The organism is Micromonospora citrea (assembly GCF_900090315.1).
GTDB classification, from domain to species: Bacteria; Actinomycetota; Actinomycetes; order Mycobacteriales; family Micromonosporaceae; genus Micromonospora; species Micromonospora citrea.
Genome location: NZ_FMHZ01000002.1, coordinates 600,207 through 626,423 on the forward strand (window position 1 = coordinate 600,207; position 26,217 = coordinate 626,423).

Genomic DNA, 26,217 nt, shown 5'->3' on the forward strand with positions numbered 1-26,217 from the left:
GGTTCGGTACGCGCCATCGACCGCAGCGACATCGGGCAGCTCGGCCGGCCCGAGCCCCACGGACCAGATCATCCGTAATGACGGGCATCAGAGGAGACAGCCACCGACTGGCAGACCACCAGGTGACCCAAGTCACATGATGGAGTGCACCTGCCTGCGGACATGGTGTCGTCTAGCTGATCGTGAGACAGAGCCCCGACGAGGAACACCTCGTCCGCCGCATCGCCGCAGGCGACCGGCGCGCGTTCGACGAGCTGTACCGGCGTACCTCGCCGTGGCTGCTCGCCCGGCTGCGCCGCCGGTGCACCGACGACGACGTGGTCGCCGACGTGATGCAGGAGACCTACCTGGCGGTGTGGCGGGCGGCCGGCAGCTTCGCCGGGTCGGCGACCTCCGGTAGCGCGGTCGGCTGGCTGTGGACCATCGCGGCGCACCGCCTCGTCGACGCGTTCCGCCGTCGCGCCCGGGCCGGACAGGTGCCCGCCGTGCCGCTGGCCGAGACGGTCGCACCGGCCGCCGAGGACGAGGTGCTGGCCGGCCTGGTCGGCCACGAGATGGAGCAGGCGCTGCTCGAACTGCCGGCCGACGCCCGCGAAGTGCTGCGCGCGATGGTGCTCGACGGGTTCTCCGTACGGGAGACGTCGGTGCTGCTCGGCGTGCCGGAGAACACGGTCAAGTCCCGGGCCCGGCGGGCCCGGATCGCCCTCCGGGAGGCGCTGTCATGACCACCCACCCCAGCCCCGCCGTGCTCGCCCGCTACGCCGACCGGGAAGCCGACCTCGACGAGGTCACCACCTGGTCGGTCGAGGTGCATCTGGAAGCCTGTGCCGACTGCCGTGCCGGGCTGGCGACCGGCAGCAACGATCTGCTCGCCCGGATCGCCGCCAACCTGGACGCCGCGATCGCGACCGGCCCGGCCCCGGCTCCGCGCCGTCGCTGGTCGGCGGCGCGGCACCACTGGTTCGTCTGGGCCCTGCTGCCGTGGCTGACCATGACACTGGCGGTTCTGGGCTGCGCGGTACTGATCCAGTCGATGCTGCCGGGCTTCCCGGCGCTGGTGCTGCTGCTCGCCCCGGTGGCCCCGCTGCCCGCGGTGGCTGTCGCGTGGAGCCGGCGTTTCGACCCGGCCTGGGAGCTGATCGCCGGTACACCGACCGCCGGCCTGGCGATGTTGCTGCGGCGTACGGCCACAGTGCTTGCCGTGATCGTGCCGGCGCTCGCCCTGGCCGGCGCCCACGTCGGGGTCTCCCTGGCCCTGGCGCTGCTGCCGTGCCTGGCCTTCACCGCCGCCACCATCGCCCTGGGCGCCTTCGTCGGCGTCCGCCGCGCCGCCGCCGGACTGGGGGCCGCCTGGACGCTCACCGTCATCACGCCGACCGTCGTGACCAGCGACCTGCCCGCCGTGCTGCGACCGGGCACCGCGCCCGTGTGGGCCCTGATCACTCTCGCCCTGGCCGGCCTGGCCGCCACCCGGGCCGACCACTTCCACCGGCTGACCAGCCACAGCTGACCAGCCACGACCAAGGAGCAACAGATGCGTACGGTGAGAGCGGCCGAGACGGCCCCCACCCTTCACCCCTGGGCGGTCCACGCCGAGGGACTGCGCGTGCGAGCCGGCCGGCACATGGCCGTGGACGGGCTCGACCTGGCTCTGGGCACCGGTGTGCACGGTCTGCTCGGGCCCAACGGCGCGGGCAAGACCACCCTCATGCGGGCGCTGGCCACGGTGCTCAGGCCGGCCGGCGGCCGGCTGGAGCTGCTGGGCCAGCAGGTGGACGCCCGCACCGACCTGCGACGCGTACGCCGCGGGCTGGGCTACCTGCCGCAGCAGTTCGGGTTCTACCCGCGCTTCACGGTGCGCGAGTTCGTCGAGTACATGGCCTGGCTCAAGGAGATGCCGAAGCAGGCCGTACCCGGTGCGACCCAGCGGGCGATCGAGCGGGTCGGCCTGGCCGCCAAGGCGGAGGCGCGGATGAAGACGCTGTCCGGTGGCATGTTGCGCCGGGCCGGCATCGCCCAGGCGATCGTCAACGATCCGGCGGTGCTGCTGCTCGACGAGCCCACCGTCGGTCTGGACCCGGAGCAGCGCCTCGACTTCCGGGAGCTGTTGCGCGACGTGGGCACGGACAGCTGCGTGCTGGTCTCCACCCACCTGGTCGAAGACGTGGTGGCCGCCTGCACCGATGTCGTCATGGTCAACGAAGGTCGCCTGGTCTTCCAGGGCACCCCGGCCGATCTGACCTCGCAGGGCGCCGACGGTGACGCCGGCGACAGCCCTGCCGAGCGCGGCTACTCGGCCCTGCTGCGGCGCCACCGGGCGGCAGCCCGATGAGCCGCGTCCTGGGCATCGAGCTACGCCGCTCCGCGGCGATCGGCGCCGCCGTCAGCCTGGCCGTCGTCGGTTCGCTCGCGATGTACTTCGCCGAGGGGATCGCGTTCTCCACCGGCTGGATGCAGCTGGCCATGACTCAGCGCTGGTACCTGGCTCTGCTCTGGCCGCTCATGCTGGCCGCGGGCGCGTGGCAGGCCCGCCGGGAGCACCGCTCGAACGTGGGCGAACTGTTCGCCAGCACGCCCCGTCCCGTACCGCAGCGGGTGGTGCCGACGCTCGGCGCGATGGCCATTGCCGTGGTCGCCGGATATCTGGTGATGGGGCTCGCCGGCGCCGCCTGGATCTTCGGCACCGCGGGCTACCTGCCGGTCGAGGTCTTCGTCGTCACCGCCGTCGGCACGCTGGCGCTGATCGCCGCGTCCTGGCTCGGCCTGGCGGTCGGCCGGCTGCTGCCGTCCCCGGTGACCGCTCCCGCAGTCGGCGTCGCGGGACTGGGCCTGCTGTTGACGGTGCCGTTCGCCACCAGGCCCCTCGGGTGGCTGGCCCTGATCCTCTCGCCGATGGTCGAGATGAACGTGCCGGACGACTACGCCACCGTCCCCGGCAGGGTCAGCGCCGCGCAGAGCCTGTGGCTGGCCGGACTGGCGGTCGCCGCCGCGCTGCTGTTCGCCTCCAACGGCTGGCGCTCCCGGGTCGCGGCGGTGCTGCCCGTGGTCGTGGGCGTCGCGCTCGCCGTCACCGTCATGCCGCACGAGAACCGTCTCGTCACCGACGCGGTCGACCCGGTGGCCCGCGAGCTGGTGTGCGCCGAAGGAGAACCGCAGGTGTGCGTCAGCCGGGTCCACGAGAAGCGGCTGCCCGAGGTGACCGCACCGGCCCGCGAGGCCCTGGCCCTCCTGAAGAAGCTGCCTGACGCCCCGACCCGGGTGCACGAGGACACCTCCGCCTTCCCGGACACCTACCCCGAGTTCCACGCCGACACCGTCCTGCTGCGCGTCGACGCCGACCGGAAAGGTCACCTGGCGAACAAGCCGAACGTGCTCACCGACGTGGTGACCGGGGCCTTCGCCGGCCCGCCAGCCTGCGAAGATGCCCCCGCCCGCGCCGACCAGTTGGCCGCCGCCCACTGGTTGACGGGCACCAGACCGACGCCGCCGGACCCGGACCTGACCGGCGAGCCCGGCTACGTCTCCGAGGACGCGAGCGTCGAGGAGGCCACCGAGGTGTGGCAGCGGCTGCGCGCCCTGCCCGAGGACGAAGCGACGTCCCGCGTGGCCGCCCTGCGGCAGGCCGCCGTCAACTGCCGGCCCGGTGACGGAGTGCTCCGATGAAAGGGCTGCGCCTCTACCTGAGATCCCGCCGGGCCCCCGTGGCCATCGGCACGGCGGCCGGCATCCTCGTCCTGATGTGGGTGCTGTGGGAGACGAACTCCGACAGTCCCGAGGCGGGCCCGCAGATGGTCGTACTGAGCATCCTGCTGCTGGTCGCCGCCCTGACGATGACCCTGAGCGGCCCCGACGACGAGTTGGACAGGACCGCCGCGTTGGCCTGGCCGGCCCGTCGGGCCCTCCATCTGCTGACCGCCCTGGTGCTCATCGGCGGCCTGCTGCTGATCACCCAGCTCACCGGCGCCCGTTTCGGTCCGATGTCGCTGGTGCTCCGGGACACCGCCGGCCTGCTGGGCCTGACCGCGCTGAGCGCTGCCGTCATCGGCACGGCCAGGGCCTGGTTCCCACCGCTGGGATGGACCCTGGCCGCCGTCCTGTTTCCCCAGGGCGACAACCTCCTGGGCCGCGTCCTGACCTGGCAGGCGCAGGAACCCTCTAGCAGGGCCGCGGCCGTCACGGCAACCCTGCTGGCCCTGACCGGCCTGACGGCGTACGCGGTGACCGGACCGGCCCCGAGAGCACCCGCCGATGCCGCCTCGCAGTGAGGCACCTGACCGATCGTCTGGGCCCGCCCCACCGCGGATGTCGGTCAACCGTCACGCCGAGGTCGCGGCGACGCAGAACTCGTTGCCCTCCGGGTCGGCCATGACGATGTGGTTTCCGGCGTGTTCCGTCAGGACGGTTCCGCCGGCCCGCACCAACCGCTCGGACTCGGCCCTGATCCGCGCCCACCGCTCGTCGGGGTCGCCGTGCCCGGGCACCCGGATGTCGATGTGGAGTCTGTTCTTCGCCGTCTTGGGCTCGGGAACCTTGAGGATGGACAGGTGTGGCCCGACGCCGTGCGGGTCGCACAGCCACACCGCGTCGTCCACCGAGTCGCCCTCCGGCAGGTCGAAACTCGCGTGCCACTCCTCGCGGGTCGCGAAGGGCGCGGGTGGCGGCTCGTCCACATAGCCCAGCGCCGTCTTCCAGAACTCGCCGAGGAGCTTCACGTCCGCGCCGTCGAGGGTCAGGTCGATTCTGGCTGCCATGGCGGGACGGTACCGCCCACCACCGACAGTCGAGGCGGCGCCGAAGGCCCCGACGGTGCCCGGCGGCACCGCCTACCCGGCCAGGTGGACCAGTCCCAGCGCCGTCGTGCCGCCGATCTCGACACATGCGGTACGAAGCCGGTAGGTGCCCGGCTCCACCTCGACGCGGAGGCGGCCGGTCGGCGCGGCCTCGTCACCGCCGAGGGCTGCGTCGAACAACTCGGCCGGCCCGTCCGTCGTCCAACTGCCGGCGTCCTCCCAGTCGGCCCGTTCGACCGCCTCGGGTACGAGCCGGACGACCTCGGCCTCGGAGTCGGCGTCGGCGTCGGCGTCGGCGTCGGCCCGCTGACCGGCGGCCCCCCGCTCGGCGCGGATCCGTCGCACGAAGAGGCGGCGTTCGGGAAGGTAGGTGGTGGCGGCCGGCTCGTCGGCCAGGACGAGCGCCTCCGCGTCGCCCGCCCGCAGGACGCCCGCGTTTCCCTCGACCGCGCACGCCCGGCCGTAGTCGCCCCAGGTGTCGAGGTCGTCGGGGTCGAAGTCGTCGGGCACGCCGCGCCAGGCGGGCAGGGCCGTCGCCGGTACGACCACCAGCGGCCCGCCGGAGCTGTCGATCCAGCGGCGGCCGCCGGCCGGCCGGCGGGTCGGCGCAAGGTCTTCCGGGAGGTCGGACATGTCGCCGATGATCTCATCCGGACGTCTCCGGCGCCCCTGCGCCTCCCGCTCGCGTTGCCTGATCGGCTATCCCTCGGCGGGTGCCGCGACCAGGGCGCGGGCGCATTCGCGGCAGGCGCGGGCGGCGGCGGCGATCCTGGCGTGCAGGGCGACGGTCAGCGCGCCGACGAGCGCGCCGAGCGCCCAGTTTCCGGCCAGCGCCGCCGCGACGGCGAGGGTGAGGGCGCTGGTCACCAACGCGGTGGTGGCGGTGGTGCCGGCCCAGGCGACCATCATCGGGAGCCGGTGCGGGGTGGGCAGCCGGCGGGCCAGGGCGCCGGTGGCTGCCAGCGACGCCGCGGCCAGCAGGGCGGCGGCGGTCGCCACGCCACCCAGATGGGCGGCCAGGCTCTGCGCGTGTTCGGACAGGTGCCGGCCCCGGCCCTGGCCGACGACCGTCACCAGGTGCCAACAGGCCATCAGGAACGGCACGGCGAGCAGGACGACGCGGGCCGTGTGGCGGGCCTGGGCGACGGTGAGCTCCTGCTGGAACGCGGGGGCGACCTCCTCGATGCTGCCGAAGTCGCGTACCGCCTGACGGGCGGCGGCCGGGTCGTCCGGGGCGGCGTCGCAGGCCAGTGCCGCGACGGCGTCGGTGAGGCCGTCGCGTGCCTCGGCCAGCATCCGGGCCTTGGCCCGGGCCGGGCCGTGCAGGACGGCCGCCAGGCCGGCGAGGTGCTCCTCGATCGGATCGGGCCCGGTGCGGCGGTCGAGGGCCGTCATGTGGCCGGCCTCGGCGTCGGGTCCAGGACGGCGCCGATCGCGCAGGTGAGCTCGCGCCAGGCCGTGCGCTTGTCGACCAGGGCCCGCCGGCCGGAGTCGGTCAGCTCGTAGCAACGGCGACGACGCTCGCCGACGGACTGCCAGTCGCTGCGCAGCAGCCCGAGCCGTTCGAGCCGGTGAAGCGCCGGATACATCGTGCCCGTGCGCAGCTCCAGCGCCCCACCGCTGCGCTCCCGCACGGCCGCGATGATCGCGTAGCCGTGCAGCGGCCCCTGCTCCAGCGCGGCGAGCAGCAGCGCGTCCAGGTGCCCACGGACGGCGTCTTCCTTCATCAGTAGGCAGGCTACCGGATCTCATGTAGGTGTGCTATCCATTGCTAGCCAACATGTAGGTAGCCAACTGTAAGGGGCACGGGTGACCAAACTGCTGCTGTCGGTGCACGTCCTGGCGGCGATCCTCGCGATCGGACCCATCGCCGTGGCCGCCTCGCTCTTCCCCCGCTACGCCGGCGGGCGAGGCGACGGCGCCGGCGCCGATCCCGGCGGGCGAGCGCCCCAGATCGCGGCGTTCCTGCACCGCACCTGCCGCGCCTACACCGTCGTCGGGGTGATCGTCCCCGCCTTCGGGCTCGCCACCGGCGCGCAACTCGGCGTCCTGACCGACGCCTGGCTCATCACGTCGATCGCGCTGACCGCGATCGCCGCCGCCCTGCTGGCGTTCGTCATCCTCCCCGGGCAACAGCGCCTACTGGCGTCGGCCCAGGCCACGGCCGTCGAGAGTGGAACGCGGGCGGCGGCGAGCCGGCTGGCCATGACCACCGGGATCTTCAACGTGCTCTGGGCGGTCGTGGTCGTCCTGATGATCGTCCGACCCGGCTCCACGACGGGAGTGTGACCGTGCGTACCCTGCGAATCGTGGCCGCGGTCGAGGCCGCGTCCCTGGCCGTCCTGCTCGCCAACCTGGCCACCGTGCACATCCCGGCGGTCGCCACCCTGGGCGGTCCCGTCCACGGCGCGTCCTACCTCGCCGTCATCGTCTGCACCTGGCTGACGACGGCCGCCACCCCCGCCGCCCGCTGGCTCGCCGTCGTCCCCGGCGTCGGCGGCCTGCTCGCCCTGCGCCGGATCGCGCGCGCCCCCGCGCCGGCCGGCAGCGTGACCGGAGCCGAATGACGAGGGCCCGGTCGCCCGGCCCGGGCCGCCCGCCGAAGGGAGGCCACGGGCCGGGCCGATGGCGACGCCGCGTCGGCCACAGGCAGGATGGGCGGGTGCCTGCCCCCACTCCCCCGCCGTCGGCCGTACTCGACGCGGTGCTCGAGCGGTTGACCTACGTCAACGAGGAGACCGGCTACACCGTCGCCCGGGTCTCCACCGACCGCGGCGGCGACCTGCTCACCGTCGTCGGGGCGCTGCTCGGTGCCCAGCCCGGGGAGAGCCTGCGGCTGTCCGGCCGGTGGTCCTCGCACCCGCAGTACGGCCGGCAGTTCGAGGTCCACTCCTACACCACCGTGCTGCCGGCCACCATCCAGGGCATCCGGCGCTACCTCGGCTCAGGGCTGGTCAAGGGCATCGGCCCGGTGTTCGCCGAGCGGATCGTCGCCCACTTCGGCCTCGACACCCTGGACGTCATCGAGACCGAGCCCGCCCGCCTGGTCGAGGTGCCCGGCCTCGGACCGAAACGCACCGCGAAGATCACCGCGGCGTGGGCGGAGCAGAAGGCCATCAAGGAGGTGATGGTCTTCCTCCAGGGCGTCGGCGTGTCCACCTCGCTGGCCGTGCGCATCTACAAGCAGTACGGCGACGCCTCCATCACCGTGGTGCGCAACGAGCCGTACCGGCTGGCGGCCGACGTGTGGGGCATCGGCTTCAAGACCGCCGACACCATCGCCCAGTCGGTCGGCATCCCGCACGACAGCCCGCAGCGGGTCAAGGCCGGCCTGCAGTACACCCTCTCCGAGGCCACCGACGACGGCCACTGCTACCTGCCCGACGCCCGACTGGTCGCCGACGCCACCAAGATCCTCGACGTGCCCGGCGACCTCGTCACCACCTGCCTCGACGAGCTCGTGGCCGAGGAGGGCCTGGTCCGCGAGACACTGCCCGGGCCGGACGGCGAACCGACGACGGCGGTGTACCTGGTGCCGTTCCACCGCGCCGAGCGCAGCCTGGCCGGCTCGCTGCTGCGGCTGCTGAACGACCGCGCCGACCGGCTGCCGCACTTCGCCACCGTCGACTGGGACCGGGCACTGACCTGGCTGAAGGCCCGCACCGGCACCGACCTCGCCCCCGAGCAGGCCCAGGCCGTCCGGCTCGCCCTCACCGCCAAGGTCGCCGTGCTCACCGGCGGGCCCGGCTGCGGCAAGAGCTTCACCGTCCGCTCCGTCGTCGAACTCGCCGCCGCCAAGAAGGCCAAGGTCACCCTCGTCGCGCCGACCGGCCGCGCCGCCAAGCGGCTCTCCGAACTGACCGGGCACCCCGCCGCCACCGTGCACCGGCTGCTGCAGCTACGCCCCGGCGGAGAGGCCAGCCACGACCGGGACAACCCCCTCGACGTCGACCTGCTCGTCGTCGACGAGGCCTCCATGCTGGACCTCGTCCTGGCCAACAAGCTCGTCAAGGCCGTACCGCCCGGCGCGCACCTGCTGCTCGTCGGCGACGTCGACCAGCTTCCCTCCGTCGGCGCCGGGGAGGTCCTGCGTGACCTGCTCGCCGCCCCCGCCATCCCCCGCGTCCGGCTGACGCAGATCTTCCGCCAGGCCGCCGAGTCGGGGGTCGTCACCAACGCCCACCGCATCAACGCCGGCAAGCCGCCCCTGCTCCAAGGGCTCGCCGACTTCTTCCTGTTCGCCTGCGACGACACCGACGCCACCGCCGCCCTGACCGTCGACGTCGCCTGCGCCCGCATCCCCGCCCGCTTCGGCCTCGACCCGCGCCGCGACGTGCAGGTGCTCACCCCCATGCACCGCGGGCCGGCCGGTGCCGCCGCCCTGAACACGCTGCTGCAACAGCGCCTCACCCCCGCCCGCGACGGGCAACCCGAGCGCCGCCTCGGCGGCCGGGTGTTCCGCGTCGGCGACAAGGTCACCCAGATCCGCAACAACTACGACAAGGGCCAGGCCGGCGTCTTCAACGGCACCGTCGGCATCGTCACCGCCCTGACCCCCGAGGAGCAGACCCTGACCGTACGCACCGACGAGGACGAGAACATCGACTACGACTTCGACGAACTCGACGAGCTGGCCCACGCGTACGCCATGACGATCCACCGCTCGCAGGGCTCCGAATACCCGGCCGTGGTCATCCCCCTCACCACCAGCGCCTGGATGATGCTGCAACGCAACCTGCTCTACACCGCCGTCACCCGCGCCAAGAAGCTCGTCGTCCTCGTCGGCTCCCGCCGCGCCCTCGCCGCCGCCGTGCGCACCGTCGGCGCCGGACGCCGACACACCGCCCTCGACCACCGCCTCGCCTGAGCGCGGGTCGACCGGCGGTCGAGGGGAGCGCGGGCCGCCGGCGCCCAGCGTGGTGCGCCGAACGGAACTCAGCTCACAGTCGCCTCGCCTCAGTCACGCCCGCCCGAGGTCCCACACGCGCATCCGGCGATCCCATCCGGCCGTGAGCGCGATCGCGCGGCCGTCGATCTCGGTGAGGTGGACGGCGCGGACCTCACCCTCGTGCTCGGTGATCGGATTTCCGAGCAGTCGGCGCCCCCGAAGGTCCCACAGACACACCAGGCCGTCGCTCGCGCCGGTCACCGCGACCGGCCGGTCGCCTGCGCTGCCGACGCCCATGCAGAGGATGCGGGCGTCACCCCGGCCGTCGGCAGCTCCGGGAAGCTCGATGCGATCGACCCAGGAGCCGGTGTCGGGCTCACCGAGCAGCACCGATGTCCCGTCCGCGGCCACCACGAACGGGTGGCCGTCGACGGATGTCAGGCCTACGCCTCCTGCCGGGCCTTCAAGCGGGACGGGGATCGGCTCGAACGTGACGACCGACGTCATGCTGTCGACGTCCGACACCATCACCTCGCCCGCACCGCTCGAGATCACCACCGGGCGGCCCCTGAGTGTCGCGGAGGCGAGCCCGCCGATGCTGTCGCGGTGCCGGCACACCGTGGCGGGCTCGGCCAGGTAGTTGATGCCGAACCAGTCGTCCTCGTAGGCGGTGAGGGAGTCACGCTGGGACGGATCCCACAGCCGCACCGGTGAACCCGCGCTGCTGTCCCCGGTGACGAACACGGCCCGCCCGTCCCGTCGCATCGTGGAGGTCACCGCCACCCCGCCATGCTCCTCGCGGGCGTAGGTCACCACCGCACCCGTCTGCAGATCCCACTGCGCGAACGGCTGCTCGTATCCCCCGCCGCCGACCACGATCCGTCCGTCGTGAACCACGGCGCCGATGGTGAGCAGACAGTTCGTCTCGATGTCGCCGTTCGGCCCCCACGGGTTCGCCAACTGGTGCTCGGTCCAACGGTCATCGGCCGGATCCCACGTCAGGGCGTGCTGGCCGTAGGAATCGACACAGACCACGAGGGGACGTCCGTCGACGACGACGGCGTCGAAATCCTCGATCTTGCTGTCCGACGGGATCCGGCTGGACATGAGCAGGGCGGGGAATTCCATGATCTAAATATATCGTCCGCCCTCGTACGGACGAGGCGGTGCTCACCGGCGACGCCACGGACGGTGACCGGATCGGCCGGAGCGCTTGCGACAATGAACCTATGCCGATGACGCAGGCTTTCGCTGCCACGGCCGCCCAGGTCGTCTCGGCGCATGTGAGAAGAAGGACGTGCAGGATCCGACAAGGGCAGGCGGTCACCGTCGCGGAGACGGCCAAGCCGACTCAGGCAGGGCCCGCATTACCGTGATGGCCAAGCGGCTAGGGCGGGGGGACGTCGGCGCTGGTGCGGCACAGGAACCCGGGTCGCGGGTACCCGTAACACCCGCTGGCGCCACACCAGCACAACTGCGCGACACGGGTGGCCGTCCAGGTCCTGGCCGGGAGGGTTTCGGCGCGCCGGCGGGGCAGGTGGTCTTCGTGCGGAGGTGTCGAAACCCTCGCCGGACACGGGCGGGTGGGTGACAGGCGCTGGGGTGGTGCTGGTTTCTCCCAGGGACGGCGCAGGTCGGCGGCCGCGGCGCGGGCCAGGCGGAGCTGGGTGTGGGCGGCAAGGATCAGCCAGGTCCAGAGGTCAGCGGCCTGTGGGTGCGGATTTTCGGGCAGGCGCGTCGTAGCCGGCGTCGGCCACGACCAGGATGTCCGGATCACCTGCCTGCCACTGTGAGGCCGCGACCAGCCGGCCCACGATGTCACGTACCGGCCCAGCGGTGACCGTCGCCGCGGCGTCAGCACCGGGTGCCAGCCGCACCGCGTCCAACGGCGCGGTCCACGAACCGCGGCCCGATTCCAGGGCCCGACCATCGAGTACGGCCAGCCCGGGCCCATGATCGTCTGGTCCTTGCCACGCCCGTAGGTGTGACACAGGATCCGCTGCGGTGAGGTGTGCGCGTCCGGCCGCAGCCAGCAGGTGATGTCGACCGCCAGCACGAGACGTCCGTCGGCCGCCCGAGGCAGCGGCACCCCGGCGACAGCGGTACGCAGCCGGTCGACGTCCAACCGCCCGCAGGCGAGGGCGTCGAACAACGCCGTGACCACGGCGGTGCTCACCCACCAGCGACAACTCCACCAACGACCGGACCGGCCCATCGGCGCACAACACCGCGTCCGTCAGGTCGAACAACGCATCAGCCCGAGCAGTCAAGCAGTCGTAGAACTCCCGCCGGAACGCGTCCAGCTCCCCGACAGCATCAGCCGGACCACGGTCATGCACACTGGTCACCAGAACAGCCCATGGTTATCGATGTTCATCCTTCGACAAGAAGATCATCAACCAAGGGCTGTTTCCGTGGCCAGCCAGGGTCCTCAAGGGATCCACAGAGGTTAAAAATCAAGTTAGCAGTCGTCGAGTCCGCCAACGGCTCACCCGACAACTCCCATCAGGCGTCGGCGGGTATCAGCTGCATATCGGCCACGAAGCAGGCGATGCGGCCGTCCTCGGTTCGGCCGAGCCATTTCGGATACCCGCCGTCACCGAGACCGGTTCGGAAGACGACCATGTTGGCGCCAGTGGCCGCAACGGTGACCTCCGCGGCGAAGTCAGACCCCAGGGCGTCGAGGTACCGGTCCTCGTCCATCTCGTCGAGTTGGGCTACGGCGTCGACGAAACAGCCCATGCCGGCATCGACGCCGAAGCCGATGGACTCGTCAGAAGCGAGCAGAGTGGGATCGTCGTCCGGGCACAGAGCCGGCTCCCACGCCTTGACTGGTTCGTCGGTGATCGTGAGTCGGGCAGCCGCCACATACCCCATCTCGGGGTACCTGAGCGAGCGCAGGATCGAAACGCTGACCGGGTAGTCACCGGGCGGTACGGCGGCGACGAGCGGCTCTGTAGTCGAGGCTGACGTCGGATCGGCCACGATCAGCCTCCCGGACGGCATGTACAGCGTCCCGGCTGGTCGTACGTCGATGACGCTGGCACCGACGCCTTCGGCTGCGACCTGGGCGCCTGGCGTGAACAGCGTCTGCACTCCGTTCGGGTGTGACGGCCTTGGCGGAGGCGCGGGCGCGTCGTGAAGGGTCAGCGTCGCGGCGCACTCGTGTCCCTGCTCGGTGAGCAGGCGGGTGAACGGCAGCCAGTCACCGAAATCCGGTGCCGGGATCGGGGAATCCTCGACGAGAACGTTGTCGCGCCGGATGCTGGACCAGCCTCGAGAGCCGGCCGGCCTCGACTTGACCGTCACTTCGCCTTCCGCCGACACGGTGGTCATCTCCTGCGCCGCCGAGTCGTCGAACTCCCGATGCTCCGCCGTGTACCAGAAACGGTGGCGTCTGGTGACCAGCAGGGTGCCGTCCGGCCGTGGTCTGAGATCGATGCAGTGGTCGCGACGCCCGGAGTCGTCGAACAGGTAGACCCGCCACAAGCCAGACTTCCAGCGCTCGATCGTCTGCACGGGCCGGCCCCCGGCCGTCAGCAGAACCATGTACCACTGGTCGATCGCGTGGCGGCGCGCCGCCACCTCGCGCGCCATGAGCCCGCCTGCCTTCTGGCCGTCACCGTCCCAACACGTGCAATACGACACCTCAAGGCAATCGATGATCACCGCATGGTCCTCCGCGCTTCGTCCTGACCGGTTCCCGACACTATCGAGCAGACGAAGATTGGGCGTTGGCGGCTGTTCGTTCGGGGGTCGCGTGCCGAGCCCTCGAACGCGGTCGCGACACCGGTCCGGCAACCGCCGTGACCCCAGCGACGAGACCTTGCAGGCGCCTTGCTCAGCCCTTCGCACCCGCACCGATCGTTTCGCACCCGCACCGATCGTGATGCCGCTGCTACCCGTTTCATGTCCAGCACGTCGAGCGCCTGGCCCGCTCCCACCATCAACAACAGAAGGGCGGCAACGAAAAGCCGAGCGGAGCGCAGACCAGCGTGGCCAGCGTGGTGGCGGCATCGGACCACCACATCGGATGCGCGGGTCGTTACGGGGCGTCCCCAGCACCGCGCCGCTGCTCAAGAAACTGCCTCGGTGTCATGCCGGTGACATGCACGAAGTCTCGGATCATGTGCGACTGGTCGGCGTAGCCGACGGCAGCGGCGAGGTCGGCGTGCGTGGTGACCTCCGTCCGCAGCCGCTCGGCGGCCTCCTGCAACCTCCGCCGCTGGATGAGGCACTTGGGGGTGAGCCCGAGCCGGCGGCGCAGCAGGCGCTGCAGGGCCCGCTCGCCAAGGTCGAACCGCTCGCAGAGCTGCGCGACCTGCACGAGCGCCGAATCTCCCTCGACCGCCGCGACCAGGGCGTTGGTCAGCTCGCCCTCCGCGTCGACGGGCAGGAAGCGCCGCAGGGCGTCCTCGCAGGCCCGCATCGCGGCCCGGTGGGCCGCGGGATCGTGCGGGTCGGGCGCCATGACCTCCCGCACCCGGCCGGTGAGCGCCCGCCCGCCGCCGAGCACATTCTCGAGGTCGACGTAGCGGTCGTTGAGTGCCGCGGCTGGGCCGGCGATCAGGTAGCCCGTGGCTGGCGCCAGCGTCAGCCCGACCGCCCAACCGTCGCCCGTGAGCGTCGTCGTCGACAGCTCCGGCGCGACGCCGTGGAAGCGCGCGTGGTCGCCGCTGATCACCACCTGGCAGACGGGGTCCTGCAACAACCTCTGCGGCGCCTCCTCCCCCGGCGGCACGGACCAGACCGGGATCCAGAACCGGCGCAGCAGACCGGCGAGGTCGGCGCTCGGGGCGTGCCGGTACACCCGGTGACGGGCCCCGCGCGGGCCCGTCAGGCGCGCCAACTCCAGCGGATCCCGGCGCACCGTGCCCACGACGCCGGCCCGGTCGGCGAAGTCGGTGTCGGGTTTCATCAAGTCTGCTCCCACAGCCACGCCCTACCGTCCCACACATGACTGACACAGCGACGCGCTACGAATCCCTCTACGCCCGGTGACCGCCATCGTCGACGCGGTGCCGCCACACACGTGGGACGCCCTCTCCCCCTGCGAAGGCTGGAGCGCCCGGGACGTCGTCGGGCACCTCATCGAGACGCAGCGCGAGACGCTCACGGGGCACGGCGTCGACCTCGGCGACGCGCCGCACCTCGCCGTCGACCCCGCCGCCGCGTGGGCCGAGCACAGCCGGCGGGTCCTCGACGCTCTGGCCGACGACGAACTGGTCGGCCGCACCTACGACGGCTTCCTCGGCCCGACGACGGTCGGCGGCACCGTCGAGCAGTTCCACGTGTGGGACATGTACGTCCACCGGTGGGACCTCGCCCGTGCCGCAGGGCTCGACGCCGCATTCACCGACGCCGAACTCGACCGCATCGAACGCGGCGCCGACAGTTTCGGCGACGCCCTGCAGATGGACGGCATGTGCCGACCGCCCCTCACCCCGACCGACGGCGACCGCACCACCCGCGTGCTCGCGCGCCTCGGCCGGGCCGGTTGAGCCGGTCCGGCTGGCGCCGTCCGGTGCCGCGGCGGCTTGTCCCGTGAGCTGGATGTTCGGCGGGGTCGGGCGCTCCTGGCCGGCCGCCGGGAAGTCGGTCCGTGATCGGCGTACGTCAGGACACGTCGAGGCGGAACAGCTCGGCGGCGTTGCGCCAGGCGACCCGCTCGGCCAGCTCCGCGTCGAGGTCGGCGGCGAGCACCGCCCCGAAGGCCGCGGCCGGATCGATGAGCGTGGCGTCGGTGCCGAACAGCAGCCGTCGCGGGTCGACCGCCGCCGCCACGGCGGCGAACCGGCCCGCCTCGGTGTGCGAGAAGCACGGCTCCAGCCAGAGGCGGTCGACCGAGTTGGCCGCCTCGATCGCGTGCCGCCAGCCGTTCGCGCCCATGTGTCCGGCGATGGCCCGCAGGCCGGGAATGTCGGCGACGGCCTGGGCGAGGTCGAGGGGCGTCGCGTCCCAGGTGTGCACGAGGGCGGGCAGGTCGTGCGCGGCGACGAGTTCCAGCGCCGCCCGGGCCTGCGGGGAGTCCGCCGGGGAGCCGGTGTAGTCGGTGTGGATCTTCACGCCGACGAACCGGCCGCTGGGGAGCAGTTCGCGCAGGTCCCGTTCGGCGTCGTCGAGCCGGCGCGGGTTGACCGTCAGGTAGCCGAGCAGCCGGTCGGTGGTCTCCAGGATCCGGGCCATCGCCCGGTTGCCGGCGGCGACGTCGTAGATGACCGCCTCGGTGGCGGAGACGACGGCGAGGTCGATGCCGTAGCGGTCCATCACCGCCAGGTTGGTGGCGACCGAACCGACGTCCATGCTGAAGAACCACGGCCCCCAGTGCGCGTGCACGTCGATGATCATGCCTGGGCCTCCAGGATCCGGCGGGCGTTGCCGCCCGCCACGGCCGCCACCTCGGCCGGCCCGAGGCCGCCGCGGGCGAGCCGCAGGCGGGGCACGACCGGCTCGTAGAACGGGGTACGGGAGCCGTAGAGCAGGCGCTCGACGCCGACGTGCGCGGCGACGGTCTCCAGCGCGTCGGGCGAGTTGAGCAGCCGGGTGGAGGTGTGGAAGCCGGGTTCGTCGCGGGCCGCCACCACGAAGTCGCCCAGGTGGTAGAAGTGCGTGTCGAGGAAGACCACGGTCGCGCCGCGCAGCGGCCGCCAGAACCGGCGGACGTCACCGCCGGTCAGGACGACCAGGCCGGCCTCGGTGGCACGGCGGGCGACGTGCCGCACGGACGGGAAGTCCGGCTCGACGCGCTGCTCGTCGGGGAAGAGCCGCACCGCCCGGAAGCCGCGCTCGGCGAGGCGGACGACCTCCCGTTCGGCGCCGAGCGGATCGCGCAGGTCGAGCGCGCCGACCGGCAGCACGGTCGGGCCGGCCAGGGCGGCGGCCTCGTCGTTGCCGCTCGGCACGTCGAACAGCGCCGCGCGCAGGCTGGCCACGGCCGCCCGCGCGATGCCGTTGGCGGCGAGGGTGGCCGCGACGTCACGGGGGTCGCCGGTGGGGCCCGGGCGGTCGGCGTACCGGCCGACGAGGACGTCGACGTCGAAGGTGACCGGCGGCAGATCGGCCGCGACGAACGGGTTGCCGCTCACCGCTGCCTCGCCACCGTCAGCACGCGCTCCCGGTCGCCGTCGGGCAGCGCCGGGCCGTACGGGTCGACGGCGTGCGTGGCGGGGATCCGGCCCTCGTCGGCGGCGATCTGGAGCATCCTGCGCACGTACCCCTCCATCGGGTCGGTGAAGGTGACTTCGGCGAGCCGGTCGAGCCGGGCGGACGCGGCGACGAAGTCGTCGTGCTTGCCGTCGGCGTACGCCCGCAGCACGGCGGCGGTGACCGGCACGGCGGCGGCGGCGAGGCCGACCAGGGCGGCCTGCGCGCCCCACATCAGCGACGGCCCGAACATGCGGTCCTCGCCGGTGACGGCGAGCCGGTCGGCGCGGTGCGCCGCCGCCAGCGCGGCCTGGCAGGCGAGCGCGTCGTGCAGCCGGGCCACCTTGACCCCGGCGACGCCGGGGTGCGTCAGCAGCTCGGCCAGTTTCGACGGGGAGTACGGCCGGGTGTAGAGATCGAAGGCGAGCATCGGCAGGCCGGCGGCGCGCCAGACGGCGTCGTGGTGGGCGAGCGCGTCGCCGTCCACAGGAAAGACCATGACGCCGGCCGCGCCGAGGCCGGCGGCCCGGGCGGCCTGCTCGGCCACGTCGTCGGTGTGCTCCCCGGGCCGCCCGCCGACGCCGACGATCACGGGCACGCCGGTGTCGACGGCGTGCCGGACGACCAGGTCGCGGGTCGCCGCGTCGAGGTAGGGACCGCGACCGGTGTGCGCGCACACGGCGAGGGCGTCCGCCCCGTCGACGACGAGGCCGCGCAGGTAGCGGCCGAGCACCTCGGCGTCGACGGTCCGGTCGGCGTCCATCGGGGTGGCGGTGGCGGCGACGAGCCGCCATCGCAGCCGGTCGCGCAGCGCGGCGGCGGCCGGAGCGATCACGGGGTCACCGCCGCGCGGACGGCCTCAGCGATCTCGTCGACGTGCGCGTCGGTGTACCGCTCGTTCCAGTCGATCACCAGCAGGGTCTGCGCGACGAGTCGCTCGGCGACCGGGAACGCCCCGGGCCCGTACGCCGGCAGCCGGTCCGCCGGCGGCACGGTGAGCGGGAAACGGGAGTTGCCGTAGACCGGGGCCTCGGTCAGCGCCGGCGCGCAGTGCAGCGGCTGGTCGAGGTAGCCGGCGCGGGCGGGGATGCCGGCGGCGGCGAGCTTCCCGGCCACCTCCTGGTTGGTCAGGGGCGGATCGAGCACGAGCGGGAACAGCCACCAGGCGTGCGCGTCGACGTCCGCCGGCAGGTGCACGCCGGGCAGGTCGGCCAGCGCGGCGGCCAGCCGCCCGGCCGTGCGCCGCCGGTCCGCCAGCACCCCGGGCAGCTTCGCCAGCTGGGCGCGGGCCACGGCGCCGGCCAGCTCGGTCATCCGGTAGTTCAGGCCCAGCCCGACGTGCCGGCGTGCCTCGTCGCGCGGCCAGCCCTTGTCGGCGAAGAGCCGCATCCGGCGGGCCAGCACGGCGTCGTCGGTGATGGTGAGACCGCCGTCGCCGCAGGTGATGTGCTTCCACTGCTGGAGGCTGAAGCAGCCGATCGCGCCGGCCGTGCCGGCGAGGGTGCCGTCGGGATAGCGGGTGAGCCACGCCTGGGCGCAGTCCTCGATCAGCGGCACGCCGGCGGCGTCGGCGACCGCACGCAGGTCGGCGGCGGCGCCGAACAGGTGCACGGCGAGGATCGCCCGGGTGCGGGGCCCGATCGCGGCGGCGACCGCCGCCGGGTCGAGGTTCCCGGTGTACGGATCGACGTCGGCGAACACGGGCACGGCGTTCTGCGCGAGAATGGGCGCGACCGTGCCGAAGTCGCTGATCGGAGAGGTGATGATCTCGTCGCCCGGGTCCGGTGCGACGGCCGCGACGGCCAGGTGCAGGGCCGCCGTCCCCGAGCTGGCGGCCACGGCGTGCGACACTCCGTGGCGGTCGGCCATCTCGCGTTCCAGTGCGCGGACCTCCGTGCCCCAGACCGAGCTGAGCATGCCCGACTGGAGCACCCGGCCGACCGCGGCCAACTCCTCCGCGCCGATCGTGCGGCCGCTGGCGTCGGCCATGCTGGGGAACGACACGCACCCTCCCAGGGCTTCAGTAATACCGGGCCTGACCGTAATCTTGTGCTGCGAACAATGCAACCCCGACAGGAGGCAGCGGTGACCATTGAGATCGGGGTCGTCGGTCCGCACGACCTGGTCGACGACGTGGCCGCCACCTGCGAGGAGCAGCCCGGCGTCACCGCCCGGCGGCTGCACTACGACCACGAGTCGCAGGCGCCGGCGATCGTGGAGGCGCACGCCGGCCAGGTGCAGGCGTGGCTGTTCACCGGCGTCGTGCCCTACACCCTCGCCCGGGAGGCCAACCTGCCGCACCGGCCGGCGGTCTTCGTCGACTACACCGGCGCGACCCTGCTCCAGGCCGCCGTGCGGCTGCTGCGCGACGGGCACGACGTCACCCGCATGTCGATCGACACGGTCACCGGCGCCGACGTCGCCGGCACCTTCGGCGAGGCCGGCCTGCCGGTGGACCGGGTCCGGTCGCTGCCCTACCGCAGCGGCCTGGGCTCCGACGACGTGGTCGCCTTCCACCGCCGGCAGCGCAAGGCCGGCGCGGACGTCGCCGTCACGTGCATCAGCTCCGTGTACGAGGTGCTGCGCCACGAGATGCCGGCGTTCCGCCTCGCCCCGTCGAACCATTCGGTGCGTACCGCGCTGCGGCAGCTGATGCTGCACGTGGGCAGCCAGGCCCAGGAGGACGCCCAGATCGCGCTCGGGCTGGCCAACCTCTCCGACGGCGACGACGGGCTGCTCAAGGAGGTGGCCGCGCTCGGCGGCACCGTGGCGCGGTTCGCCCCCGACACCTGGCTGATCGTCACCACCCGCGGCCCGCTGCACGACGCCACCGGGGGCTTCACCGCGCTGCCGATGCTGCGTCGCCTCGCCGACCGGCACGAGACCGTGCAGATCGGGTTCGGGCTGGGACGCAGCGCCGCGGAGGCGGAGAACCTGGCCCGCCGCGCGCTGAGCCGGGCCCGCCGCATCGGTCCCACCACCGCCGTGCTGTCCCTGCGCGGCGAGACCGACATCGTGCTGGAGTCGACCACGCCCACCCCGGCGCCGGCGGAGGTGAACCTGGCGGTCATCGCCCAGCGGGTGGGCCTGTCCGTGCCCACCCTGCTGCGGCTGCGCGAGGTGCGTACGGCGGTCGGCGACGAGCCGCTGACCAGCCGGGAGGTCGCCGACCAGCTCCGGGTGCAGCAACGCACCGCGCGGCGCATGCTGCACCGCCTGGAGCTGGCCGGCCTGGCCGAGCGGACCGGCAACCTCGCCTCCGGCACCAGTGGCCGCCCGCTGACCCTCTACCGCCTGACCCTCTGACAGTGATGGTGTGGGAGCGGGTCACCCGGCCCGGCTCCCCCGCCCCGTTCGTCGCGACGATCAGAAGTTGTTGCCGACGACCTCGGCGTGTCGCGACAACAACCTCATGATCAACGAGCGTCGGCCGGGTGGTTGGTCAGGACAGCCAGGTGTCGAGGTGGGCGGCGACGAAGTCGTCGTCGCGCAGGTGCGGGTACGCCCGGTGCACCCGGTCGAGCTCGGCCAACTGTCCCGGGGAGAGCTCCTCGGCCGGGTCCAGGCACCAGCGGCCGGCCAGCAGGCCCTGCCGGCGCAGCACCTCGTGGATGCCGGGGATGCAGCCGTGGTAGCCGTTGGCGGCGTCGAAGATGGCGGCGTTGGCGTCGGTCAGGTGCCCGTCGAGGGTGAGCAGCCGCCGCAGCGCCGCGTCGTCGCCGGCCCGGGCCCGGTGGGCCTCGTCGAGCAGCGTCACGGCGGTGTTCGCCCAGACCGCCCACTGGCCGAGCAGCCCGCCGACGAACTCGACCTCGACGTCGCGGCCGTCGACGACGACCCGGTGCGGCGCCACCAGGTCGGCGAGGATGTGGTCGTCGTTGCCGGTGTAGAGGGCCAGGTCGCCGTTGCGGCCGGCCGCGCAGACGCCGTGCAGCACGTCGAGCGTGCGGTAGCGGTCGAAGGGCGCCACCTTGATCCCGACCACCGATTCGAGGGCGGCCAGCCGGGCCCAGAAACCCCGGGACAGCTCCCGGCCGCCGACGGCCGGCTGGAGGTAGAAGCCGATCACCGGCAGCACCTCGCCGACCGCGCGGGCGCGCTCGACGAGGGCGTCCTCGTCCAGCGGCGCGTACGGCGACAGCAGCACCATGTGGTAGCCGAGCGACGCGGCCAGTTCCGCCTCGGCGACGGCCTGGGCGGTGTCCCCGCAGGCGCCGGCGACAAGCACGGCGTCCGAGCCGGCGGCCGTCTCGGCGGCCAACTCCAGCACCGGGGCGAGCAGGCCGACCTTCGGGTCGTGGATGGCGAACTGGGTGGTGTGCACCCCGACGGCGATGCCGCCCGCGCCCGAGGCCAGGTAGTAGCGGGTCAGCGCGCGCTGCCGGCGCTCGTCGAGGCGGCGGTCGGCGGTCAGCGCGAGCGGATGCGCGGGGATGACGCAGCCGCGCCGGAACCGGGCCAGGGCCGAGGTCTGTCGGGTGCTCGATGCGGTCAACACGGTCTCTCCTAGAAGTTGCCGTCGCGGCGCTGGAAACCGGTCGGCTTGCCGAGCAGGGGTTGGCCGGCGGCGACCCAGTCCGCCGTCAGGTCGATCAGTTCGGCGACCGGCACGTCGGGGTAGCCGAAGAGCCGGTGGCAGAGCTGGGCGTTGGACAGCAGCGCGGTCGGCGCCTCGGTACCGGTGAAGGCCGGCTCACGGCCCAGGCGGGCGGCGAGCGCGGTGGCGGCCTGCCGGACCGACACCAGCTCCGGCCCGGTCAGGTTCAACACGAACGGCGGTGTCCGCGTGTGGTGCAGGGCCCGCAGGGTGACCTCGTTGGCGTAGCCCTGCCAGACGATGTTGGCGTGGCCCATCATGAGGTCCACGGCCTCGCCGGCGTGCACGGCGCGGGCGATGTCGACGAGGACGCCGTAGCGCATCTCGACGGCGTAGTTGAGTCGGATCAGGGCCAGCGGGGTCTCGTCGCGCAGCGCGAAGTGGGTGAGGATGCGCTCGCGGCCCAGGCAGGACATGGCGTACTCGCCGACCGGCTGGACCGGGGTCTGCTCGACGCAGCCGCCGGAGGCCACCGGGACCAGCGGGTAGACGTTGCCGGTGCTCAGCGCCACCAGGCGGGAGCCGGCGAAGCGCTGCGCGACCCGGCCGGGCAGGTAGGTGTTGGTGGCCCAGGTGGCGTGCTCGCGGCCGGAGGTGCCGAACTTGGCCCCGACCAGGAAGACCACGTTCGCCGCGTCGGGCAGCGCGGCCAGGGCGGCGTCGTCGGTGACGTCGGCCTCGACCACCACAGCGCCCTCGCCGCGCAGCGCGTCGGCCAGCCCCGCCTCGGAGAAGCGGGACACCGCGACGACCCGGGCGCCGGTGCCCGCCGCCGCGACGCCCCGCAGCGCCAGCCGGACCAGGCTGGGCCCCAGCTTGCCGCCCGCCCCGAGGATCAGGATGTCGCCGTCGAGCTTGCGCAGGTCGTCCACCAGGACGTCCCGCGGGCGCGAGAGCCGCTCCTCCAGTTCCGCCACCGTACGCATGCCAGCCACACCCCTTCCGAAGTAACGGTCATGACCGTAACTTCCGGCTGAAGGGGCGTCAAGGCACCCGGCGCGCCGATCGGGCCGGCGGGAGGTCAGGCCACGGCGCGCGCCGAGGCGAGGACGTCCAGAACGGCGCGGGTCTGCGCCCACGGCACCGGACTCGGCCCACCCCGGACCATGCCGACGAACGCGTCGATGGTCGCCCGGTAGCCCAGCTCGTCGGCCCCGCCGCGCAGCACCACCCGGCGCTCCCCGGCGGCGGTGTGCACAGTGACCTCGTAGGCCTCGCCGTCGCTGACCCCGAGCACCTCCACCGTGCCGGGCACCCCGTCGGCCCACTGCACGGCCAGCAGCCCGGTGTCCTCCGAGCGCAGCCCCCGGTGCCGGCGCACGGCACCGGCGGCCCCGACCAGGCGCACCGCCGGCCCGAGCAGCGCGACCAGCAGCTCCACCCCGTGCAGGCCCATCATCACCAGGGTGCCGCCGCCGATTGCCGGGTCGTCCTGCCACGGGTTGTAGCCGGTGGCCCAGAGCCCGACGTCGTGCCGCACCGTGGCGCGTACCGACAGCACCTCCTCGCGCGGCACGTCGAACGCGACGAACTCCGGGGCGAAGCGCAGCACCGACGAGGTGAGCACCAGCTCGGGCGCCCGCGCCACGACGGGCTCCAGCCGGTCGAGCTGCGCCGCGGTGGCGGCGGCCGGCTTGTTGACGAAACAGGGCAGCCCGCGCTCCAGCACCCGGGCCAGCGCGTCCGGCACGTCCGACGTGGGGACGGTGAGCACCACGCCGTCCGGGCCGGTCGCCAGCAGCGCGGCCAGGTCCGGCGCCACGACCGCGTCCGGCTGCTCGGCCCGGAACCGCGCCAGCCGCTGCGGATCGGGCTCCCACACCACCAGCTCCGCGTCGTCGCGCAGGGTGCGGGCGTCGGTGTAGGGGTGACTGGTGGCCAGTCCGGCGAGGGCGATGCGCATGAGCGCAGAGGCTACTCATCCGCCCTCGGCCCGCGCCAGGGCAGGTCAGGCCCGTTCAGCCGGTGCGGTCGAGGTCCGCCGGGCGCACCTCGTGGCGCAGCGGCAGCCCGCGCAGGAACCGGTCGACCTCGGCGACGACGATGTCGGCGGCGCGCCGCCGCGAGCCGACCGTTCCCGCCGCCTCGTGCGGGGTCAGCAGCACGTTCGGCAGCCGCCGCAACGGATGGTCGACCGGCAGCGGCTCGGCGTCGAACACGTCCAGCGCGGCGTCGATCCGCCCCGTGCGCAGCGCGGCGAGCAGCGCGGCCTCGTCCACCAGCGCCGAGCGGGCGGTGTTGACCAGCAGCGCGCCGTCGGGCAGCAGGGCCAGCTCGCGCGCGCCGATCATCCCGACGGTCTCCGGCAGCACCGGCGCGTGCAGGGACACCACGAGGCTGCGGCCGAGCAGGTCGGCCAGGTCGGCCCGCTCGACGCCGAGCGTCGCCGCCTCCGCGTCGGAGAGGTACGGGTCGGCCACCAGCACCCGCGCGCCGAGCGCCCGGACCAGGCCGAGGTAGCACCGGCCGGTCCGGGACGCGCCGACCACCCCGACCGTCGCGCCGCGCAGCTCCCGCCGGGGCGGTGCGGCCTTCGCGGTCGCCCAGTCGACCCCGGTGCGCAACGCATGGTCGAAGCGGTGCAGCCCGTGCAGCAGGGCGAGGGTGAGCGCGAGCGCCTGTTCCCCCACCGCGTACGCCATCGCCTCGCCGGCCTGGGTGACGCGGACGCCCCGGGCGAAGCTGTCGGCGGTGACGAACGGTTTCACGCTGGCCCCGGTGTGCGCGAGCAGCCGCAGCCGGGGCGCGGCGGCGAGCACCGCCGACGTCAGCGGGGCGCAGCCCCAGCCGGTGACGACGACGTCGGCGTCGGCGAGCAGTCCGGCGAGCACGGTCTCGTCGCCGACGTCGTCGCCGGCGTCGGGCAGCCGCACCTCCCCCAGCCGGCGCAGCGCCGCCCACGCGTCGGCGTCGAAGAACAGCTCGCGGACCTCGGGCGACGCCGCCACCGCGATGACGCTCACCCCTTGATGCCCGTGGTGGAGACGCCCTCCTGGAAGTAGCGCTGCCCGATCAGGTACGCCATGAAGATCGGCACGAACGCCACCACCGACCCGGCGAGCAGCATGTTCAACGCGACGTTCTCCTGCTGCAGCGAGGCGATGCCGGTGGTGAGGGTACGCATGTCGAGGCTCTGCCCCACGATGAGCGGCCAGAGGAAGTCGTTCCAGTGCCACAGGAAGACGAACACGCCGAGCGTGGCGAGGATCGGCTTGATCAGCGGCAGCACGATCGAGACGTACACCCGCCACTCGGAGCAGCCGTCGAGGCGGGCGGCCTCGAACAGCGAGTCGGGCAGCGACGCGATGAACTGCCGCATCAGGAACACCGCCTGGGCGTTGGCCAGGGTCGGCACGATCATGCCCCAGTACGTGTCCACCCCGTTGAGCTCGCTGATGATGATGAAGGTCGGGATCATCGTGACGTGGTACGGCACCATCAGCATCGCCAGGAACGACCAGAACATCGTCTCCTTGCCCGGGAACCGCTTCTTGGCGAAGGCGTAGCCGGCCATCGAGGCGAACAGCAGCACGCCGACCACCGACACGACCGAGTAGACGACGGTGTTCCACATCCAGCGCAGCACGCTCTTGGCGCCGATGACCTGGTCGTACGCCTCGGTGGAGAACGGCCAGGGCAGCAGGCTGTCGGGGAACGTCACGGGCCCGGTCGGCTTGAACGACAGCACGACCATCGCGTAGAAGGGGAAGAGCGTGACCGCCGCGCCGACCAGCAGCAGCGCGGTGCGCCCGACCAGCCAACCCGGGCTGGCCCGGCCGGGCCGGTACGGCCGCCGGGAGCCCCTGGGCGGCACCGGCGGGGCGGGGGCGGCGGTGGCCGGCGGCGTGATCGTGTCCGTCATTCTTCCCTCCCGAGGGTCAGCCGCTGGATCAGCGCCACGACGATCGTCATGACGAACAGCGCGACCCCGATGGCGCTGGCGTAGCCCAGGTCGAAGTACTTGAAGCCCTGGTCGTAGAGGAGATATACGATGCTGTAGCTGGAGCGCACCGGGCCGCCGCCGGTCATCACGTAGATCATGTCGAAGACCTGGACCGACACGGTCGTCTCGATGATGGCCACGAAGAACAGCGCGGGCCGCAGCTGGGGCAGCGTGACGTAGCGGAAGCGCTGCCAGGCGGAGGCGCCGTCGGTGAGCGCGGCCTCCTCCAGCTCCGCCGGGATGTCCTGGAGCCGGGCGAGCAGGATGAGCATGCCGTAGCCGAAGCGGGACCAGACCGAGACCAGCACCAGCGCCGGGACCACCAGCGCGCTGTCGGCGAGCCAGGAGCCGGCCGGCAGCCCGATCGCGCCCATCGCCCGCGACCACGGCCCGTCCTCGGCGAAGACCCAGGTGAAGACCACGCCGGCCAGGACCAGGCTGGTCACCACCGGCAGGAAGAAGACGGACCGGAAGAGCTTCGCGCCGCGGAAGGCCCGCCGGGTCAGCAGGGCCATGCCGAGCGAGGCCAGCATCGACAGCGGTACGGACAGCACGGTGAACAGGACCGTCACGCGCAGCGCCGACCAGAACGTGGGGTCGTCGACGAGCCGGCGGAAGTTCTCCAGCCCGACGAAGCCGGTCTCGCCGCCGATGGTGTAGTCGGTGAAGCCGAGGACCACCCCGGCGATCGCCGGCCCGAACCGGAACACGACGAAGAGCACCAGGAACGGCAGGACGAACAGCAGCGCCGTGCCGGCCTCGCGGGCGGAGGGGCGGCGCACGCGTACGCGCGGACGGCTCCCCGGTAGTGCAACCATCTGACACCCTTTCCCGGCGGCGGCGGTGGGCGTCGAGG

General features: G+C 73.1%; 27 protein-coding genes and 1 pseudogene. 10 read left to right on the top strand and 18 right to left on the bottom strand.

The features are described 5' to 3' along the window. Positions 1-182 precede the first annotated feature (182 nt). From GA0070606_RS02960 to GA0070606_RS02980, 5 genes are read left to right on the top strand one after another with little or no spacing between them, the layout of a single operon-like run. Positions 183-725: an RNA polymerase sigma factor gene (locus tag GA0070606_RS02960; protein ID WP_091094935.1), complete on the top strand. Its 543-nt coding sequence runs from the start codon at positions 183-185 to the stop codon at positions 723-725. Then, positions 722-1,510, top strand: a complete 789-nt coding sequence (locus tag GA0070606_RS02965; protein ID WP_091094936.1) for a zf-HC2 domain-containing protein — start codon at positions 722-724, stop codon at positions 1,508-1,510. Before GA0070606_RS02960 ends, GA0070606_RS02965 begins: the two co-directional genes overlap by 4 nt. Before the next feature lie 24 nt (positions 1,511-1,534). Continuing rightward, positions 1,535-2,332, top strand: a complete 798-nt coding sequence (locus GA0070606_RS02970; RefSeq protein ID WP_091094937.1) for an ABC transporter ATP-binding protein — start codon at positions 1,535-1,537, stop codon at positions 2,330-2,332. Next, positions 2,329-3,663 (top strand): hypothetical protein, encoded by a 1,335-nt coding sequence (locus GA0070606_RS02975; RefSeq protein ID WP_091094938.1) that lies wholly within the window; start codon positions 2,329-2,331, stop codon positions 3,661-3,663. The genes GA0070606_RS02970 and GA0070606_RS02975 overlap by 4 nt, the downstream gene beginning before the upstream one ends. Further along, on the top strand, positions 3,660-4,265 hold the full coding sequence (locus tag GA0070606_RS02980) for a hypothetical protein (protein WP_091094939.1): 606 nt from the start codon (positions 3,660-3,662) through the stop codon (positions 4,263-4,265). Before GA0070606_RS02975 ends, GA0070606_RS02980 begins: the two co-directional genes overlap by 4 nt. A 51-nt stretch (positions 4,266-4,316) precedes the next feature. Here the strand turns inward: GA0070606_RS02980 and GA0070606_RS02985 are convergent, their stop codons facing one another. From GA0070606_RS02985 to GA0070606_RS03000, 4 genes are all read right to left on the bottom strand, one after another. Continuing rightward, positions 4,317-4,751 carry a VOC family protein gene (locus GA0070606_RS02985; protein WP_091107199.1) on the bottom strand — a complete coding sequence of 145 codons (435 nt, stop codon included), beginning with the start codon at positions 4,749-4,751 and terminating at the stop codon, positions 4,317-4,319. Positions 4,752-4,823: 72 nt separating this feature from the next. Next, a complete protein-coding gene (locus tag GA0070606_RS02990) occupies positions 4,824-5,423 on the bottom strand; it encodes an Imm21 family immunity protein (protein ID WP_091094940.1) in 600 nt (199 codons plus the stop codon). A 66-nt stretch (positions 5,424-5,489) separates the two neighbouring features. Continuing rightward, entirely contained in the window at positions 5,490-6,185 is a 696-nt protein-coding gene (locus tag GA0070606_RS02995; RefSeq protein ID WP_091094941.1) for a permease prefix domain 1-containing protein, read from the bottom strand. Then, positions 6,182-6,517 carry a helix-turn-helix transcriptional regulator gene (locus GA0070606_RS03000; RefSeq protein ID WP_176737221.1) on the bottom strand — a complete coding sequence of 112 codons (336 nt, stop codon included), beginning with the start codon at positions 6,515-6,517 and terminating at the stop codon, positions 6,182-6,184. The genes GA0070606_RS02995 and GA0070606_RS03000 overlap by 4 nt, the downstream gene beginning before the upstream one ends. 82 nt (positions 6,518-6,599) lie before the next feature. Between GA0070606_RS03000 and GA0070606_RS03005 the strand changes: the two genes are divergently transcribed. From GA0070606_RS03005 to recD2, 3 genes are all read left to right on the top strand, one after another. Further along, the gene (locus tag GA0070606_RS03005) at positions 6,600-7,079 is read left to right on the top strand and encodes a hypothetical protein (RefSeq protein ID WP_091094942.1); all 480 of its coding nucleotides are present in this window, start codon (positions 6,600-6,602) and stop codon (positions 7,077-7,079) included. A 20-nt stretch (positions 7,080-7,099) separates the two neighbouring features. Next, positions 7,100-7,357 (top strand): DUF3817 domain-containing protein, encoded by a 258-nt coding sequence (locus GA0070606_RS03010; protein ID WP_245724547.1) that lies wholly within the window; start codon positions 7,100-7,102, stop codon positions 7,355-7,357. 95 nt (positions 7,358-7,452) lie between these two features. Beyond that, positions 7,453-9,657 carry an SF1B family DNA helicase RecD2 gene (recD2, locus tag GA0070606_RS03015; RefSeq protein WP_091094943.1) on the top strand — a complete coding sequence of 735 codons (2,205 nt, stop codon included), beginning with the start codon at positions 7,453-7,455 and terminating at the stop codon, positions 9,655-9,657. Positions 9,658-9,750: 93 nt separating this feature from the next. On the opposite strand, the gene GA0070606_RS03020 is transcribed toward recD2, so the two are convergent. The 4 genes and pseudogenes from GA0070606_RS03020 to GA0070606_RS03040 form a co-directional block, all read right to left on the bottom strand. Continuing rightward, complete coding sequence (locus GA0070606_RS03020) at positions 9,751-10,785, bottom strand: WD40 repeat domain-containing protein (protein WP_141721559.1); 1,035 nt, start codon at positions 10,783-10,785, stop codon at positions 9,751-9,753. Between the two features lie 378 nt (positions 10,786-11,163). Further along, positions 11,164-12,026: pseudogene (locus tag GA0070606_RS32365) on the bottom strand (transposase); the annotation flags it as partial. A gap of 157 nt (positions 12,027-12,183) precedes the next feature. Beyond that, on the bottom strand, positions 12,184-13,347 hold the full coding sequence (locus GA0070606_RS03035; protein ID WP_176737222.1) for a DUF4241 domain-containing protein: 1,164 nt from the start codon (positions 13,345-13,347) through the stop codon (positions 12,184-12,186). A gap of 376 nt (positions 13,348-13,723) precedes the next feature. Then, complete coding sequence (locus tag GA0070606_RS03040) at positions 13,724-14,596, bottom strand: helix-turn-helix domain-containing protein (protein WP_091094947.1); 873 nt, start codon at positions 14,594-14,596, stop codon at positions 13,724-13,726. Positions 14,597-14,675: 79 nt separating this feature from the next. Here GA0070606_RS03040 and GA0070606_RS03045 point away from each other — a divergent pair, with 79 nt between their 5' ends. After that, complete coding sequence (locus GA0070606_RS03045) at positions 14,676-15,179, top strand: maleylpyruvate isomerase N-terminal domain-containing protein (RefSeq protein WP_218105963.1); 504 nt, start codon at positions 14,676-14,678, stop codon at positions 15,177-15,179. A gap of 115 nt (positions 15,180-15,294) precedes the next feature. Here the strand turns inward: GA0070606_RS03045 and GA0070606_RS03050 are convergent, their stop codons facing one another. Genes GA0070606_RS03050 through GA0070606_RS03065 form a run of 4 tightly spaced genes read right to left on the bottom strand, consistent with a single transcriptional unit; the run spans position 15,295 to position 18,825 of the window. Continuing rightward, positions 15,295-16,026, bottom strand: a complete 732-nt coding sequence (locus GA0070606_RS03050; protein ID WP_091094949.1) for an amidohydrolase family protein — start codon at positions 16,024-16,026, stop codon at positions 15,295-15,297. Then, positions 16,023-16,763, bottom strand: a complete 741-nt coding sequence (locus tag GA0070606_RS03055; RefSeq protein ID WP_176737223.1) for an amidohydrolase family protein — start codon at positions 16,761-16,763, stop codon at positions 16,023-16,025. Before GA0070606_RS03055 ends, GA0070606_RS03050 begins: the two co-directional genes overlap by 4 nt. Further along, positions 16,760-17,656, bottom strand: a complete 897-nt coding sequence (locus tag GA0070606_RS03060; protein ID WP_218105964.1) for a dihydrodipicolinate synthase family protein — start codon at positions 17,654-17,656, stop codon at positions 16,760-16,762. Before GA0070606_RS03060 ends, GA0070606_RS03055 begins: the two co-directional genes overlap by 4 nt. After that, a complete protein-coding gene (locus tag GA0070606_RS03065) occupies positions 17,653-18,825 on the bottom strand; it encodes a DegT/DnrJ/EryC1/StrS family aminotransferase (protein ID WP_091094950.1) in 1,173 nt (390 codons plus the stop codon). The genes GA0070606_RS03060 and GA0070606_RS03065 overlap by 4 nt, the downstream gene beginning before the upstream one ends. A gap of 81 nt (positions 18,826-18,906) precedes the next feature. Between GA0070606_RS03065 and GA0070606_RS03070 the strand changes: the two genes are divergently transcribed. Next, on the top strand, positions 18,907-20,127 hold the full coding sequence (locus GA0070606_RS03070) for a response regulator (protein WP_091094951.1): 1,221 nt from the start codon (positions 18,907-18,909) through the stop codon (positions 20,125-20,127). A gap of 136 nt (positions 20,128-20,263) precedes the next feature. Here GA0070606_RS03070 and GA0070606_RS03075 read toward each other — a convergent pair whose 3' ends face one another. From GA0070606_RS03075 to GA0070606_RS03100, 6 genes are all read right to left on the bottom strand, one after another. Further along, complete coding sequence (locus GA0070606_RS03075; protein ID WP_218105965.1) at positions 20,264-21,319, bottom strand: dihydrodipicolinate synthase family protein; 1,056 nt, start codon at positions 21,317-21,319, stop codon at positions 20,264-20,266. An 8-nt stretch (positions 21,320-21,327) separates the two neighbouring features. Beyond that, complete coding sequence (locus GA0070606_RS03080; RefSeq protein ID WP_091094952.1) at positions 21,328-22,344, bottom strand: NAD-dependent epimerase/dehydratase family protein; 1,017 nt, start codon at positions 22,342-22,344, stop codon at positions 21,328-21,330. A 95-nt stretch (positions 22,345-22,439) separates the two neighbouring features. Further along, positions 22,440-23,321, bottom strand: coding sequence for a Gfo/Idh/MocA family protein (locus tag GA0070606_RS03085; RefSeq protein ID WP_091094953.1), 882 nt, complete (start codon positions 23,319-23,321; stop codon positions 22,440-22,442). Positions 23,322-23,376: 55 nt separating this feature from the next. Next, positions 23,377-24,381 carry a hydroxyacid dehydrogenase gene (locus GA0070606_RS03090; RefSeq protein ID WP_091094954.1) on the bottom strand — a complete coding sequence of 335 codons (1,005 nt, stop codon included), beginning with the start codon at positions 24,379-24,381 and terminating at the stop codon, positions 23,377-23,379. Further along, entirely contained in the window at positions 24,378-25,280 is a 903-nt protein-coding gene (locus GA0070606_RS03095) for a carbohydrate ABC transporter permease (protein ID WP_091094955.1), read from the bottom strand. Before GA0070606_RS03095 ends, GA0070606_RS03090 begins: the two co-directional genes overlap by 4 nt. Continuing rightward, positions 25,277-26,179: a carbohydrate ABC transporter permease gene (locus GA0070606_RS03100; protein ID WP_091094956.1), complete on the bottom strand. Its 903-nt coding sequence runs from the start codon at positions 26,177-26,179 to the stop codon at positions 25,277-25,279. Before GA0070606_RS03100 ends, GA0070606_RS03095 begins: the two co-directional genes overlap by 4 nt. Between the last annotated feature and the right edge of the window lie 38 nt (positions 26,180-26,217).